Below are 15,977 nucleotides of genomic sequence, written 5' to 3' on the forward strand. Positions count from 1 at the left end.
CTTACCTGTTGCGACCTCACCTTTTCGTGCCGACGTTTTCATCGATCCATTGCATTATCAGATCGGCAATCTGGATGTTGTTCTTGTCCTGCATGATCATGTGCGTGTTGCCACGGATACCAAGATCAGGCGGGTACAGCATCCGAGCCTTGCCGCCGGCAGCGTTGATCCGGTCGATGAAGACCTTACAGTCATCGTATTGGACCTTCCAGACGAAGCTGAAGACCTGTGGTGCGGTGAGATGATCCCCGAACACCACCAAGATGGGCAGCTTGGCCAACGCCGCAATCTGGTCAGCCGTGTACACCACGCCGTTGCAGCCTCCTGGCTCGACTGCGATCATGCCCTTGACGCCGCTCGGATCAATCAGCGCCGCCTCGAACGGGAAGCGGCCACCCTGTGAGTGAGCCATCAGCACAGCGCCGTTCAGCTGGATAGCCAGTTCGGACAGGGCCTTGAACGTCGGGTTGGCGGCAGGCAGCGAGGTATTCAGGTCAGGAACTGCCTGCTTCGCGAACTCTTCCATGGCCGCGATGGGAAACTGGGTGTCGGGGAAAGGCGTGCCATAAGTCGGGCCGAAGCGAAACCGCACCCACGCGTTCTCGGCGGCTATTCGCCAGATGTTTGCCTGTGTTTGCGGCGGAACGATGCCAGCGCGAACATCGTTGTAGGGTGCTTGATTGAAGCCGGAACGCGCGCGGGAAACTTGGTCGGTGTTGTAAACACCGTGGCCCTTGCGCACAAAATACTCTGCCCATCCCATTCGCCCATCAGGCGTCGTCTCGTAGGTCTTTCCGGACAAGGTGGCCCCATGCACCATCACTACCGGCACCTTCGGGCGACCATTGGGCACCATGTACTGCACGTACATCTGGTTGATCACCAGGCTGCCCGGGCCATACAACCCGATCTCGGCAGCAGTCTGCGTGACGGTCTCGCCCCCCACGTAAAAGCTGCCTTGGGACTTCAGAACCAGCGGCGAACTGGACTGTTGCAGATCGCTGAACTTTTGCGCCGTCGCCGACAATGGCACGGCAGCACCGGCAAGCGCAGCCATCATCAAGGCCTTGTACTTCATCGCATGACTCCTTTAGGAACTCCACCGGCGCCATCAAGGGCAACTCGGATGTTGAAACGAGACTGTCCAAGCTCTGGCTCAGACCGCCGTCCGGGGGAAGCCCAGGGCGTTGATGTAGCTGCCCGGGTCGCTTGTAAGGAAAACCGTCAGGTTTGCCAGGCCTCCCTGAGTGCCGATCCGCCCGGTAGGCGCGAACCGTGTCCATTTGCCGCGAAGTTCTGGATCGCGCAGTAGGCAAGCCTGCTTGCGGAGGTGCACACCCAGGCGGGAGAAACGGTACTGCAACGAACTCGACGATCTTCCTGTTCCAACATGAGCATGGGAGACATCCTTGTCAGCCCTGCCCTGCCTGCACCGTACGCGCCCGTCTGTATGTCGTTAGCAACAAGTTCGCGCACTACGCGCCGCGACACAGCCTGTACCGCTGGCACAGATGCGACATCGGGTGCCCTGCCGATCGCCAGCCTGCGTGCTTGATATCGATTGCAACCTGATCCGCCGCCGCTGCGTTCACGTCTGCGCCGGCCACGGATGCCTCCAGACCCGCCCGTTCCCGCGCTGCCCCTTCGCTCATGCCGTTACTGACTCCGGTGACGGTACACACGCCCGCAGCAACCCCAAGCCGGGCCCTCGGTCACTGCTCATGGGGGTCTGCCCGCCATGCCATGGGCCCCTCAGGGAATATCTGGGACCATGTCACTGCGGTTGCAGGCCTGCCTCTTTGGTCCAGTGTCCCCATAGGTCCACTTGTTCCAGAACAAAAGCCTTAAGCTGTTCAGACGTCGACGTGGCCGGGATCATTCCTCCATCGGTCATGAATTTGACAACGTCAGGCTCGGCCACAGCCTGCACCACGGCCTTGTTGATCTTCTCTACAGCCGCAGCCGACAGTCCTCGGGGGCCGAAAAGCCCAACCCAGCCGACCCACTCATAACCCGGCAGACCCGATTCCGCCAACGGGGCGATATCCGGAAAACTTTCCAGGCGCTGCTTAGATGTCACCCCGAGCGCCCGCAGCTTACCGCCTTCGACGAACGGCTTGGCGATGATTGGATCGAGCATGACAAAATCGACACGGCCAGCCAGCAGATCCGTCGCAGCCTGCGCCATCCCAGGATAGTTCACGCTCACGGCTTGTATGCCGGATTGCGTCCTCAGCAGTTGGGCGGCAACCAGGCTACCTGAATTGCCAACGCCATAGTTCAATTTTCCCGGACGAGCCTTGGCGTACTTGATGAATTCCTGAACGGTGCGCACCGGCGTCTCGGCGTTGACTACCAAGAGAAGTGGGTTACGGTTCAGCAGGCTGATGGGCGTGAAATCCTTGACTGGGTCATAGCCAACGTCCTTCATCATGTGGACGTTGGCCACGAAGGAATTTCCCCCCAAGAGCAGCGTATAGCCGTCACTGGATGCCCGCGCAACTGCAATTGCACCAATCTTGCTCTGTGCACCCGGTTTGTTCTCGACGATTACCGGCTGGCCCAGCAGTTTGGCCAGAGGCTCCGTCAAACGACGAGCCAGGGTGTCGCCGCCAGATCCCACGGCCGTTGGAGAAACGATTTTGATGAGCCGATTGGGATAATCAGTCTGTGCCCACGCGCAGCCGAATGGCAAGAGTGCCGCCAGTGCGAGGATGAAGCTCTTGCACTTGGTCGTCATGGAATGTTTCATGAGGGTATGCGTGTGCCGAAAAGGGCTGCTGTGCGATAGGTGATGCAATGCATAGCTCCATCTCCCAGCAGAGGACTCAGTCAATTGGCCGCATTTCTTGGCGTACCGCCAAGCCATTCAAACGAGAACCTCTTCTGTTCGCGTATATGAACTTTTGATCTGTTATACGAATGTTATGCGGTCCGGCGCAACATTCGATCGGTGTTTTTACCAAGTGCCTATTCCAGCGAACCAGGTACGCGCCAAGCGATGACTCCGCAGGACGGATGCACCACGGCGATGTGAATGTCGGGGTGCCACTTTCGACCAATAAAGATGCGCAGGAAACAGTCCAGACAGCTATGCAGACGCTCGTTCCTCTGGTCATACGACCTTCTGTTTGCACCCAGTTCGTGTCGCTATAGCGGGGACGGTGGCAGCTTGAATCTGGGGCCTGTCGCAGGGAGCTCACCGCGCCCACGATGAACGTCTCGTGGAGATTGACCCGACGCCCGACTTTGGCGTTGAAGCGCTCGACAACGGTTTCCACTTGCCTGGCACTTGCAATGCACCGCAGACCCTCAAGCAAGCGGTTGCGGGTGCAGCCTTGGCTGATCGACTTGTCCACGATCCACCCCACCAGGAATCGACAACATGGCTGGGTGCAGACGATCGCCATGCAGCTACAGCATCAGTAGCGCATCCATCCTGGTTCCGAGCGTACCCGGCGGATCCAAGCAAACCGGTGTCCAAGGCTTGGATCGACACCGCAGCCATGTAGGCCCATGTCTTGACCGCGCCAGTGCTCAATCAAACACCGGGACACAGCCCTTGACCGGGCCAACCTCAGGGCATCACTACAGCGGTTGTGATGGCACACGTGCGAGCAGGCGCTGTGCGGATCGATAGTGCGGCCGGTCGAGCATGACTCCACCAATTGCGACTGCACCGGCAGCGGGCGAGCGGTCGAAGGTCTCGACGACCCGCCGCGCCCATGCCACCTCGGGCTCGGACGGCGTGAACACTTCATGGATCGGGTCGATCTGGTCCGGGTGGATGGCGACCTTGGCGGTGAAGCCGTCGCGCACCGCTTCGGCCGCCTCGGCCTTCAGGCCATCGGTATCACGGAAGTTGGTGTAGACGGCGTCTATCGCCGGCACCTGCGCGGCCGTCGCACCGAGCAGTGTGAGTGCACGAGCCATCTGGTAGGGTGCCGTGTAGCGGCCGGCTTGGTCCCTGTTCGCCCGGGCACCGATGTCGGCGGCCAAATCCTCCCCACCCCAGAAAAGCGCGCACAGGCGTGGGCTGTCACCGCTTGCGTAGCTGCCCAGGCCGAACATGCTCGCCGCCGTTTCAGTCACGATTGGCAGGATGCAGATGGCGCCGGGCTCGATGCCTTCCCGGGCCTCCAGTGCCGCCAGCTGCGCAGCCAGCGTTGTGACGTCCTGGCCGCCGGCGCACTTTGGCAACATCACGCCGTAGGGCCGGGCTTTCACGACGGCTTCGAGATCGGTGAGGCTGAATCCCGAGGTCAGCGCGTTGATGCGCACGAACAGCCGGCAGCGCTCGCGGTGTGCCGTCACGAACTCGCGGCACATTTCCCGTGCACGGTGCTTTTCGGCGTCCGGAACCGCGTCTTCCAGGTCGAGAATCAAAGCGTCTGCACCGCTGACGAGCGCCTTGTCGCACTTGCGCGCATCGTGCGCAGGCACGAACAACAGCGAACGCATTTCAGAACGTCCTCTGAGACAGGAAGCCGTCCACCGGGTCGAACTCCTCGACCAGCCACTTGCCGACCAGGTCCTTCAGCGCCTCCGTCGCTCCGCCGCCCAGGGTTCCGTAGCGCACGGCCCGGTAGATGCGCGAGATCGGGTATTCGTCGGTGAAGCCGTAGCCCCCGTGCACCTGCAAGGCTTCGTTGGCCACCCGAATGGCCATCTCGTTGACGAATGTCTTGGCAATCGCGGCTTCATGAGGATTGGGGAACGGATCGGCCGTCAGCGCCGCACGGTAGAGCAGGCTGCGGCCCGCCTCGATGTCGCGGTACATCTCGGCCAGCTTCCACTGGATGCCCTGAAAGTCTGCGACGCGCTGCCCACGGATCGTGCGCTCGCGAACGTACTTGATCGCTTCCTCGAATGCGGCCTCGGCCAGCCCCAACGAAATGCTTGGATTGAGGCAACGCTGGGTGTTGAATGCCGAGAGCAGCTTCTTGAAGCCGCCTTCTCGCAGAACGACCTGTTCGACCGGCACTTCCACGTTGTCGAAGCGCAGCTCGCCCAGGTTCTCGCCGCCCATGGTGTGGTACTGAGCAGTTACCTCGAAACCCGGCGTGTTGCGGTTGACCAGGACGCAACCGATGCCATCCCGGCCGGGCGTGCCGTTGATGCGGCTGAAGACGACGAACCACTCGGCCTCGCGCGTCTTGCTGATCAGCGTCTTGACGCCGTTCACGACGGCCCTGTCACCCTTGATGACGGTATTGGTCTTGTAGTTGGGCACGTCCGTGCCGGCATGCGGCTCGGTCATGCACACGGCCAGGGCTATCTCTCCTGAGGCAACCTTCGGCAGAATCTCGCGCTTCATTGCTTGCGGCGCGTAGGTCGCGATCACGCGGGTCTGTACGCCAAGACTGCTCATCACGCCCATCGCGGTGGGATAGCAGTTTTTCGCGATTTCCTCGAGCACCAACGCCGTCTCGAACACGCGCAGATCGGAACCGCCGTACTCCTCGGGGATCGACATGCCGAGTACACCGATCTTCGCCAATTCCCGCAGGTTGTCCGCGGGATAGGTGCCGTCCAGGTACTTGATGGACTTGGCGCGGAAGTCCTTGCCGCGCGCAAGTTCGCGTACCGCCCCGATCAGGGCCCGTTGCTCGTCGGTAAGCAGGAGTCGTTGGCTGGTCACTTGTTGATCTCCACTGTCGGTAAGCTGTTGCAATGTGCCCGGTCGCCCTCGGTGGGCGCCGCGGCTGGGACGGGTCACCAGGCCGCTTCCAGCACCTGTTGCAGATCGCGGGTGCCTTGCACCTGTCGCGGGTTGTCGCGCACGAACCAGTCGTCCATCGAGATGGTGGCCAACTCGGGCAGCCCCTCCCACGCGACGCCGATGTCGCGCAGGCGCTTGGGCGTGTTGAGCATGTCGAATACGTGCTCGATAGCGCCTGCCACAGCGTCAGCCGCATTGGTGTTCGTGAGTGGCGCGCCTAGCGCGACTGCAAGCTTCTCCAGACCAGCAGCAGCGGCATCGGCGTTGAAGCGAATGACGTGGGGCAGCACGATCGCATTCGTGACGCCGTTGTCGACGTGGTAGCGAGCGCTGAGCGCATGACCGAGCGGGATCGCGATGCCGGCACCGGTGTAGTCGGTGCCGTGACCGCAAAGAAGCGACGCGAACATCAAATCGTTGCGCAGCGCCGGATCGTCACGCTTGGCCGCAGCCGTCAGTCCCCTCGCAAGCAGCCGTGTCGCGTGCATCAGCAACCCGTCGGAGAACGGATCGCCGGCCCGGGACATCAACCCTTCCAGCGCCATAGCGAACGTGTTCAGGCCCGCGCTTACGACCAGTTCCAGCGGTGGGGTGCTCAGCAGCGCCGGGTGAACGAAGACGGCCTTGGCCCGCGTTTTCGGGTCGAACAGCGCGAGCCTGGCTCCGCTGTCCGGATCAAGCACGGCGCTGCCGGCCTTCAGCGTCGCTGTCGTCGGCGTGGTGGGCACGACCAGTTGCGGCAGCTTGGGCGCCTTCAGCTTCGGACTGTGCAACGACCCCTGTGCATCGCGCTGGGTGCACAGTGCCTTCGCGTCGTGACCTTCGGCCAGCAGGATGCTGGCGGCGCGGGCAGTCACGATTGCAGAGCCCCCACCGATTGCAATGACGGCATCGGCCCTCAGACGTTGCAGCGCGTGCGCAGCCGCGCGTACTGCATCAAGGGGGCTGTGTGCTTGAACCTCGGCGACCACGCCGGCGCAGCGATCGCCCAAAGCGGTGCGCACCAGATCCAGCGCGGACCGTTCACGCTGCAATGACGCCCCGCAGCAGATGACCGCGCGGCGCGCACCGAGGCGGTCGACTTCCTCAGAAAGTGCATCCAGGCTGTCGGAGCCGAAATGAAGCCTCAGCGCGGGAACGATGTGACGGTTGGAAGTCATGGCTGGTGTCTGGTGTGGCGCTACCTGGCGCTTGCGCATCGTGCGGGATGGCGTCGGGTGCGCCGTGCAGGTCGCGGATCCGGGTCGGCTCGCCGAGCAGGTGCCTGTAGCGCTCACGGACTAGAGATTCGAGCTCGCCGACGTGCTGTGCCATGGCAGCAGCACTGGCTATAGAGTCGCGGCCACGACAGGCGTCAAGAATCCTCCGGTGCGCGAGAAGCACATGCCGTCGGTGATTCGCGGCATAGCGGACGCCGTGGTGATCGCCCTGCGCCAGCAGGCTCATCGCACCCCAGAACGCTTCCAGCACTGCATTGCCGCTGGCGCGGGCCACGATGTCATGGAAAGTCTTGTTTTCGGCGATGAACGCCGATGGATCGTCCCCCAACCGATCCATGCGTTCGATCGAGTCCTGCATTGCGCGGAAGTCCGACTCGGTACCTTGCCGTGCCGCTTCGGCAGCCAGCACGGGCTCGATCGCCTCGCGAGCTTGCAGCACCGCTGCAAACGGGACCTGGTTGAACCGCAGGTAGACCGACAGGCTGTGCGTGAGCGTGTCCAGACTCGGCCGCTGCACCACGAGGCCTCCTCCGGGTCCTGGTCGCTGCTGCAGCACACCGAGCGATTCGAGAATGCGAACCCCTTCGCGCAGCGTCGGCCGGCTGACACCGAACTGCGTCAGCAACTCTGCCTCGGTCGCAAACGTCTCACCCTGTGAAAGCCCGGCCTGCGCTACTTGTGCGAGCAAGGCCTGCGCGACGTGCTGCGACTTGCCAGGATAGACAGTCGGCGCGCGCATCATCACTCCGCGACGCCCGTGAAGTGCGGCGCTCTTTTTTCCTCGAACGCCGTCAGGCCCTCGGCGTAGTCGGCCGAACCGAGGATGCCTGGCAGTGCCGCGCGTTCCAGGCGCAGTGCAGCCTCCAGCGGAAGCTCGATGCCCTCGTAGACCAGCCGTTTCAGCGTCGCCTGGGCCGGTGCCGAACGTTGCCCAAGCAGCCGGGCGATGGCATGCGCCCGCTCGGTCAGCGCCTCGGGCAAGACAACCTCGTTGACCAGCCCGATGCCAAGGGCGTACTCGCTGCTGACAGGCTCACCCGTCAACATCATGTGCAGCGCACGGCTCACTCCAACGACGCGCGGCAGGCGCTGGCTGCCACCCGCTCCGGGGAACGCACCCACGCGGCTTTCCGTCAGGCCGAGTTGTATGCCGCTGGCGGCGAGCCGCAGGTCGCAGGCCAGCGCCATCTCCAACCCACCGCCGAGTGCCAGGCCGTTCAGCACAGCGATGGTGACGCAGCGAGCCGCGGCAATGGCGTCGACAGCGGCATTGATGGCGGCGTTGTGGGCCAGGCGCGCGGCCAGGTCCATGCCCTTTCGTTCCTTCAGATCGGCCCCAGCACAGAAGGCGCGGCCGCTGCCGCGAATCAGCAGCACCCGTGCCCGGCGTTTTGTCGCCTCGTCGATCGCCTCGCCCAGCGCCCTCACCGTGGCGACACCAAGTGCGTTCATTCGCTCGGGCCGCTCCAGCCGGATCTCGAAAACGTGGTCGTCACGGGCATCAAGGAAGACGTCTTGCTTCATGGGATACCTAACCTATGAAATTCAGCAAGCCGGTGTGCCGTCGTACAGCGCACGCTCAAGCGATTCGCGATGGTCCGGATGCGCGATGGCGGCCAAACGTCGCGCGCGCTCGTGCAGGCTGCACCCTCGCAGGTGCGCCGTCCCGTGCTCAGTGACGACGATGTCGATCTCGCTGCGCGCCGTGGTCACAGGGCGCGAGCCGAGCGACGCGACGATGCGCGAATGCCGGCCGTCTGGCGTGGTCGATGGCATTGCAACGATGGACCGCCCACCCGGCGACAACACGCCCGCGCGTACGAAATCCACCTGCCCGCCCACGGCACCGAGGTAGCGCCCGCCGGCAATCTCCGAATTGGCCTGGCCGGTCAGGTCGATCTCGATCACCGAGTTGACCGTATGGAAATTCGACAATTGCCCCGCGACCGCAAGGTTGTGGGTGTAGTCAGCGCTGCGCAAGGCCACCTGCTGGGTCCGCTCCGCAAAGTCCCTCAGACGCCGGGTACCGAAGAGGCCGCCAGTGACGGTGAGGCCTGGATCGAGCGACTTGTGCGCGTTCGTCACCACACCCGCTTCGATCAAGTCGACCAGCACGTCGGAAACCACGCCGCTGTGCACACCCAAGCCTTCATGCTGGCGCAGCGAGCGGGCTACCGCCGCTGGCAGCGTGCCGACGCCCAGTTGGATCGTGGCGCGATCCGGGATCAGGGCCGACACCTCCTGTGCCACCTGCTGCTCCACTGGCGAAGGCTCTGGGTCAGGCAGGTCAATGATCCGCGTGTCGCTCTCGACCAGGATGTCGATGTCCTCGCCGTTAACACACGCATCTCCACCCACCAGCGGCAGCGCCGGGTTGAGCAGTGCAATCACTACGCGGGCTTGCTGAATCAAGGCCTGCGTAAAGTCGGCGATCACGCCGAGCGTGTACTGCCCGCCGGGCAGCGGCCTGACTTGAACCAGTACCACGTCGGCTCGCAGCGTCCCCATCCGAATCAAGGAAGGGATGCTGCTGACATGGCACGGCACGATCTCGGAGATGGAAGTCACGCGCCGGCTCGTGCCCGCACCGTTGAGCGCGCGAAACCGGAAATGTGTGCCGAGCTCGGGACGCAGGGTTTCCGACTGCGTCAAGCCGAAGAAAAGAGTAGGACGCTCAAGGTCGGACGCTTGGGCCACCAGCGCCTCTGTGAGCGCGAGCGGTTCACCGGGGCCCTGAGGCCAGCCGATCACGTCGCCCGCACACACGTGCGCGCAAAAGCGCAGTTGCGACAATGCGAGCGTCTTCATGGTCACTCGGCAATCTGGATGTTGCGTTCCTTGATCAGCCGTGCCCACCGCGACAGGTCGGAGCGGATCAGGCTGCCGAGCGCCTCGGGCGTCCCGGGCCGCGGCTCCGCACCTTCACGCGCGAGCATTTCCTTCACGTCGGGCTGGGCCAGCACGGCATTGAGCTCGTCGTTAAGCTTCTTGACGACCGCAGGCGGCGTGCGCGCCGGGGCCATTAGACCGAACCACACTTCGAGGCGGAAGCCTGGCAGGCCGGCTTCCTCGGTGGTAGGAATGTCCGGCGCCAGCGGCGAGCGATGCGCTCCGGTAACGGCAAGGCCACGCATCTTGCCGGCCTTAATCTGCTGGGTCCCAGCAGCCAGGCTGGGAAGCAGCAACTGCAGGCTGCCTCCCATCATGTCCGTGAAGGCTTGCGATATGCCCTTGTAGGGCACGTGCGTCAGCTCCACGTTTGCCGCACTTGCAAACAGTTCCGTAGCCAAGTGGTTCATGCCGCCAACGCCGGCCGATCCGTAGTTGATGCTGCCCGGTTTAGCCCGTGCAAGGTCGATGAATTCCTTCAGCGTCTTCGCCTTCACGTTGTTCGCAACTGCCACGGCAAAGGGGCTGGTCGCGATCAACCCCACCGGGACCAGATCCTTCAGCGGATCAAAGGGCAACTTCTTGCCGCTAGCAGCGTTCGTCGTCAACGATGTGGACGTGAAGAGCAGCGTGTAGCCGTCCGGGGCGGCCTTTGCGACGGTGTCCGTGCCGATCGTGCCACCACCGCCGCCTCTGTTGTCAACGACAAACGTCTGCCCCAACCGGGCACTCAACTTCGTGCCTACGACGCGGGCGATGTTGTCGTTGCTGCCACCGGCCGCGAAAGGCACGACCAGCTTGACGGGTGCTGCAGGCCATGTTGCCTGCGCCCCTGCCCATGACGGAAATAGGCATGTGGCAATCGCCATGACAGAAGCGTTCTTCAGTGCTTTTACCTTCACTAGGTTCACGTTGATCCTTCCAAGGCCTACAGATCTTCAGACTGCCGTTGCGAAACCCTCTAAATGATTTCTTGTCAGCGCCAAATTCGGAATAGTGAATTCAGTCTAAGAACGGGACTTCGTACAGTCCAACGCGATTTTCAGGACGCGATGTCCTTCAACCGCGGACGGTGCTTTCTCCGTGCGCGCAGGTATGCCCATGCGTGAAGCATCACCCACCTGATGCTTTCCACCGGACAGGCCAGCGTCGCATGGAACTCCAATGCCATGTTTCTGGTTGAGGCGCAGATGGGAACTGGTAGCAGCCTTCTCTTCGTGAAGCTGGTGGCCTGACAGGCCTTCTTGGGCCACATCGGCCAGATCCCATCCTGTTTCATTGGTGGGTTCACCATCACCACCTGGCGACCCAGCACGTTGCCCCTGAGCCATGCGGCAAGGGAAGTGACGAAGTGTTCAGGCGCCCTGCACACCCGGATCAGACAGCAGGTGTCCCTGCTCAGCGCCTCGCTGGTACAGGAGGATGACAGCGCCGCGACTTCGTCATCTCCTACGTTCTGCGTGAGGGCTATGGTGGCAGCCGAGGACGTGATAATCAGCCCCTTCACGCCATCCTGGTTGATCAGCCGGTCGTAGGCAGCCGGGGCGTTGGCGGTCTTGTACCGGTTGTCGTAGGCCACGACCTCCACCTTGAACTTCGTGTCGCCAAACACCAGTCGGCCCTTGGCGCTGACATTGCAGCGCCAACTCGATGGCTGCGCCGCCTCAAGGTGTGCCGCCACTGGTGCGTGGCCCGATCAGGCCAATCCTGATCGCCTGTCCCTGTACGGGTACGACAAGGAACATCTGGCGCCCATCGCGGCTGCGATGAATGACATAAGCATGCCGCGCGTCCCAGTATCGATATCGTCTCCATCCGACGACTTTTGCAGCAACATGGCACCCTCGTAGCGCCTTACTGCAGCTCTTGGCTGGGCCCGCTAGATCAGCGGCATCAAGCAGCCTTGAACGTCCTCTTGCGCCGCAGACCGGCGTCGTTGCCTGGTTTCTTGCTCGCGACAGGAGTGAATCAATTCCGCGGCAATGGCCACGGCGATCTCCGGCGGCGTGCGACTGCCGATGTCGAGTCCTGCGGGACCGCGCAGCCTAGCAATGGCCTGTGCACCCAGGTCAAAGAGCCCTAGCCGCTCCCGCCGTGCAGCGGTTGTTCGTGCCGATCCCATGGCACCGACATAGAACGCTGGACTTGGAAGAGCCTCCAGTAGGGCCAGATCGTCGAGTTTTGGATCGTGCGAGAGCGCCACGATGGCGGTGCTGCTATCGACCTGGATCCCGTTCAGTGCGTCGTCAGGCATCTGCGCTATCCGCCGCACCGGAACGTCATGCGGCCAGCTGTCCAGATACTCGCAGCGCGGATCGACCACAATGACCTCGAAATCCAGCGTGCTGGCGATAGGCGCCAAGTAACGCGACACCTCGGCCGCACCGATCAGCACAAGACGCCGCCGTGGTCCCAGTCGCTGCACGAAGCGGCTCCCATCCAGGGAACTGACCTCCTCCCCTCGCACCGCGCGCACGGTCGACCCGCCACCCTGCAGGTTGATCTCACGCACACAGCCCTTGCCAACTTCGATGTAGTGCAGAGCCTGCGCGAATGTGTCCAGCGGCGCTGGCTCAGCCCAGAGCTCCAAGCTCCCGCCACAGGGCAAGCGCAGTCTGGCCCGTTCCTCGGTATCGCGGCCATACACCAGCAGACGTCCGTTCCCCACACCCATCACATCGGTCTGTAGCAACTCAATCAGATCGTCCTCCACGCAGCCGCCCGAGACTGAGCCCGCTACGCGCCCGTCCTCGCACAGTAAAGCCATTGCGCCTACGGGGCGAGGTGCGGAGCCATAGGTACGCAGCACGGTAGCGACCCAGCAGCGCTTTGCTTCTGCGGCCCAGCGTTGTGCCGTGTACATCAATTCCAAGTCAACTGCTTGCATGCCTTGCCCCCGCGCTTGCTGAACGTTTCCAGGCCACGCACTTGTGGGTGCGTGTGTCGCATATCGTTGACCCAGGAATGGCTTGGCGCAACGGCTTGAAACCCCTGTCGCGTATCCCGGTTTGCATCGCCGCTTTCCTCAGGAGTCGTGACAAGCGTCCGCCCCCGCTCACATCCGAGGCGTTCGCATCCAACACCATGTTGCAGGCTGTCCAGTTGCCGATGGAGCGCAAGTCCGCGGCAGGCACACCGCACATTGCTTGGGTGAGCTTCAGCGGCATCTCTGGCATCCTGCGCGGCGCTGTGAACTCGCGGCGCCGAAACCCCAGGTCAGCCCGTGCAGTGCCCCCCAACCGGCGATCACGATCGCACCGGCACACCAGTGCGACGCAGCGGCACCTACGGTAAGCGCCAGCACGGTCCCTACGGACATCGAGAGAACATTCTCAAGAAGGTGTGATTTGCTCATCGCGCTACCTCGGGTGCCCGGAACCAGTCTGCCCGGGCAGCTGTTCAGCCAACCGGCTGCGGCATGGCCTGCAGGCGGTGGCCGGAGACTCGGATACCGATGCTGGCCTCAACCTGCGTGTTGCGGCGTTCAGGCACGGGCACACTGCCGTGCGTACTGCCGCGCTCATGCATCAGCGCCCCTAGGAAGGCGTCGTCCGACGGCTCAAGGAAAGCCGTGTCGTCGTCGATGTCCCCGCGCATGAAGCGCAGTTCGGCCAAACATTGTCGAAGCAGTGCCATAGCACCTCCTTAGGTCACCAGTCAGTCACTCTCTGTTCGTATTTATGAACGACGTATCGTATGTACGATATTCTAGTTCGTGTGAGCAGCGCGTCATTAGGGTTTTTGCGCATGCGGCGCCATGAGGCACTCACCGCTACGGCCCGGTGCCAGGCAGCACGAGCCGCGGACGCCGAAGGCTTGTGAGGCATCCCGTGTCAACGTCCCTGCGTGCTGGCCCTGAGCGCGCCCAGGTGAAGTTCGGCGTGGCGGGGCTCGCGATCGGTCCAAGCACGCCAGAGCGCACGCGACCACGCTCGCGCCATAACGCGGATGGCATGCGGGTGGTCGCAGCCGCACTGTCGGGCGCCCATGTAGAGGCTGCGCGCCCGCAGGCCGGCATGTCGCGAGTTGCCGGCAAATAGCGTGACGTCACCGCGCAGCCGGTGGCTACTCGCCCATCCGAAGGCCGGCCACGCAGTGATTCTTGTCTGACGCGTAGCGCAAGGACACTACGCCAGCCTCGGCCTTCGGGCGCTCAACGCTGGGAAAGCGCTCCCGTACGCTGCCAAGAGAGCAGTGAGGGCAACCTGAAAGGCTGTGATGGCGCCGAAGATCCAGACAAGGACCACGCTTCGCTGCCAGGCATGCCAGCGAGTACGGCAGCGCGCAATACAGGCGCTGCGCAGTTCCGACGCGGTGTTTGCAGCAGGTCGGAAGAAGGCGTTTGCGGCTCAAGAAGGAGCCGGACCGGGAGTTCTGAAGGCCTGCGGCATCGCGGGCATCAGGATCCTTGTCTCAACCAACGACGTTCTTGCCCACGAAGCGGGTGGTCCTCGGGGGCTGCATTCCCTTGTGGAGCGCCAGACGTCGTTGTCGCAGCCGCGCATCGCCAGCCGTAAGCCTGTCGATTCGGCGTTGATGCTCCACCCAGTTCTCGTCCATGAAGTACTCGATGTAGCAGTGCGGATCGTCGGCATCGCGCATCAGGCCCCATGAAAGGGCACCGCCTCGCAAACGCGAGCGCCGGGTTTCCTTCATGACTTCCGCAAAGGCGCGCTCGTCCTGAGCGTCGATCAGGTACTCGATCGTAACGACCACGGGGCCCGAGCCTGGCTCGACGGGCGATGTCGTCACCACCGGGATATCGGTCGGTCGTGGCATGAGATCGTCCTCCGCTGTGCGGTCTTCGAGACGCCAGCGGCGCAACGCTGCCAGTAACACCAGCGCCAATGCGGAAGACGTCAGCAGGCCGTTGCGCACGCCGGCGTAACTGGCCACCGAGCCCCAGAGCGCGGCACCTGCGGCCGTGCCGGCCATGAACGCCATCAGGAAGATCGACATGCCCCGCGCGCGGGCCCAGTCCGGCAGGGACAGCTGTGCGCTGACCGTCATCGAGCTTCCTGCCGCAATCCAGGCCGAACCTGCCGGTAGCATCGCCAAAGCGGCCACCCACACATTGGGCGCGCAGGCGACGACGGCGGTCGCCGCTGCATGTACCAATGTCGCAGCAACCAGGACGCGCTGCTGACTCATCCGCTGGCGCATCTTGGGCATCCACATCGTGGCGGCCACGGCTCCCAAGCCCATGCAGGACAGCAGCGCGGTGTAGGTGCCTGCGCCGCCCCCTGGCATCCCCTTGGCTATCAGCGGGAGCAAGGCAATCAGCGCGGAGATGTGCAGCAGAAAGACAAAGACCCGCAGCAGGACCACGCGCAATGGCGGGGACTGCGCGACGTACTGCAGGCCCACGCGCATCGCCCCGACAAAACGTTCACCGGGCAGCGCGCTGGCCCGCGCCTGATGCCGCCATCGCCAGATCAGCGCAGCCACCGCCAACGACAACACCGCGTTGAGCGCGAAGACATAGGCGCTGCCAACTGCGGCCAGCAATGCCCCGGCGGCAACCGGGCCGATGATGCGTGACACGTGCATGGCAACAGCATTGAGCGCCATGGCCTGGGGTAGTTCGACCCGCGACACCACTTCGGGCACAGCCGCGGCAAACACGGGCCAACGCACTGCCAGCCCCATGCCGTGCAGGAACACCAGCAGCAGCAGCGCATACCCGGAAAGGGTGCCGCTCCAGGCGGCCACCGCCAACAGCGTTGCCGCGACGGCCACCCAGAGCTGCGTGCCGATGAACAGCTTGCGCCGGTCCACGATGTCGGCCATCGCGCCGCTGGGCAGCGCCAGCAGGAACACCGGCAACGTCGAAGCCGTCTGCACCAGCGCGACCAGCACCGGGTCGGTGGACAGCGTCGTCATGAGCCAGGCGGCAGCGACGTCGTTCATCCACATGCTGACGTTGGCGGTCAGCCATGCCGTCCAGAGCATGCGGAACACCGGCTGGCGCAAGGGGCTCCAGGCCGTCACCGTCGGCTCCGCGGCAGGCCGTTCAGCGGGATCGGATGTCATGTCCGGACAGCGCCTCCACCTTGAATGCCTTGGGCTTCAGTTGCGGTGTGCGGACACGGCAGCGCTGTCGCCCAGCGGCGTACCGTGCTGCCAACGAACGGCGTGCCGTGCAA

13 protein-coding genes are annotated in these 15,977 nt (G+C 63.4%); all 13 read right to left on the reverse strand.

Translation table 11 applies throughout. The features are described from left to right. Positions 1 to 16: 16 nt before the first annotated feature. Positions 17 to 1,078, reverse strand: coding sequence for an alpha/beta hydrolase family protein (locus H537_RS0131255; RefSeq protein ID WP_029001023.1), 1,062 nt, complete (start codon positions 1,076 to 1,078; stop codon positions 17 to 19). Between the two features lie 696 nt (positions 1,079 to 1,774). Then, complete coding sequence (locus tag H537_RS0131260; RefSeq protein ID WP_169517125.1) at positions 1,775 to 2,752, reverse strand: Bug family tripartite tricarboxylate transporter substrate binding protein; 978 nt, start codon at positions 2,750 to 2,752, stop codon at positions 1,775 to 1,777. An 836-nt stretch (positions 2,753 to 3,588) separates the two neighbouring features. Continuing rightward, the gene (locus H537_RS0131265) at positions 3,589 to 4,461 is read right to left on the reverse strand and encodes an HpcH/HpaI aldolase/citrate lyase family protein (RefSeq protein ID WP_029001025.1); all 873 of its coding nucleotides are present in this window, start codon (positions 4,459 to 4,461) and stop codon (positions 3,589 to 3,591) included. A gap of 1 nt (position 4,462) precedes the next feature. Continuing rightward, the gene (locus H537_RS0131270; RefSeq protein ID WP_238446874.1) at positions 4,463 to 5,641 is read right to left on the reverse strand and encodes an acyl-CoA dehydrogenase family protein; all 1,179 of its coding nucleotides are present in this window, start codon (positions 5,639 to 5,641) and stop codon (positions 4,463 to 4,465) included. 74 nt (positions 5,642 to 5,715) lie between these two features. Further along, a complete protein-coding gene (locus H537_RS0131275) occupies positions 5,716 to 6,882 on the reverse strand; it encodes an iron-containing alcohol dehydrogenase family protein (RefSeq protein WP_029001027.1) in 1,167 nt (388 codons plus the stop codon). Beyond that, entirely contained in the window at positions 6,809 to 7,681 is an 873-nt protein-coding gene (locus tag H537_RS51695; RefSeq protein WP_084151095.1) for a FadR/GntR family transcriptional regulator, read from the reverse strand. The genes H537_RS0131275 and H537_RS51695 overlap by 74 nt, the downstream gene beginning before the upstream one ends. A gap of 2 nt (positions 7,682 to 7,683) precedes the next feature. Beyond that, positions 7,684 to 8,466 carry an enoyl-CoA hydratase/isomerase family protein gene (locus tag H537_RS0131285; RefSeq protein WP_029001028.1) on the reverse strand — a complete coding sequence of 261 codons (783 nt, stop codon included), beginning with the start codon at positions 8,464 to 8,466 and terminating at the stop codon, positions 7,684 to 7,686. Between the two features lie 21 nt (positions 8,467 to 8,487). Further along, a complete protein-coding gene (locus H537_RS0131290) occupies positions 8,488 to 9,750 on the reverse strand; it encodes an acetyl-CoA hydrolase/transferase family protein (protein ID WP_029001029.1) in 1,263 nt (420 codons plus the stop codon). Positions 9,751 to 9,752: 2 nt separating this feature from the next. Further along, entirely contained in the window at positions 9,753 to 10,742 is a 990-nt protein-coding gene (locus H537_RS0131295; protein ID WP_156902050.1) for a tripartite tricarboxylate transporter substrate binding protein, read from the reverse strand. A gap of 131 nt (positions 10,743 to 10,873) precedes the next feature. Continuing rightward, positions 10,874 to 11,410 (reverse strand): type 1 periplasmic-binding domain-containing protein, encoded by a 537-nt coding sequence (locus H537_RS0131300; protein ID WP_169517126.1) that lies wholly within the window; start codon positions 11,408 to 11,410, stop codon positions 10,874 to 10,876. Between the two features lie 300 nt (positions 11,411 to 11,710). After that, positions 11,711 to 12,694 carry an XdhC family protein gene (locus H537_RS46570; RefSeq protein ID WP_238446881.1) on the reverse strand — a complete coding sequence of 328 codons (984 nt, stop codon included), beginning with the start codon at positions 12,692 to 12,694 and terminating at the stop codon, positions 11,711 to 11,713. A 536-nt stretch (positions 12,695 to 13,230) separates the two neighbouring features. Further along, on the reverse strand, positions 13,231 to 13,467 hold the full coding sequence (locus H537_RS0131310; protein WP_156902052.1) for a hypothetical protein: 237 nt from the start codon (positions 13,465 to 13,467) through the stop codon (positions 13,231 to 13,233). Positions 13,468 to 14,244: 777 nt separating this feature from the next. Beyond that, entirely contained in the window at positions 14,245 to 15,864 is a 1,620-nt protein-coding gene (locus H537_RS0131315; RefSeq protein ID WP_029001033.1) for an MFS transporter, read from the reverse strand. Between the last annotated feature and the right edge of the window lie 113 nt (positions 15,865 to 15,977).

This window comes from Azohydromonas australica DSM 1124, from assembly GCF_000430725.1.
GTDB lineage: Bacteria > Pseudomonadota > Gammaproteobacteria > Burkholderiales > Burkholderiaceae_C > Azohydromonas > Azohydromonas australica.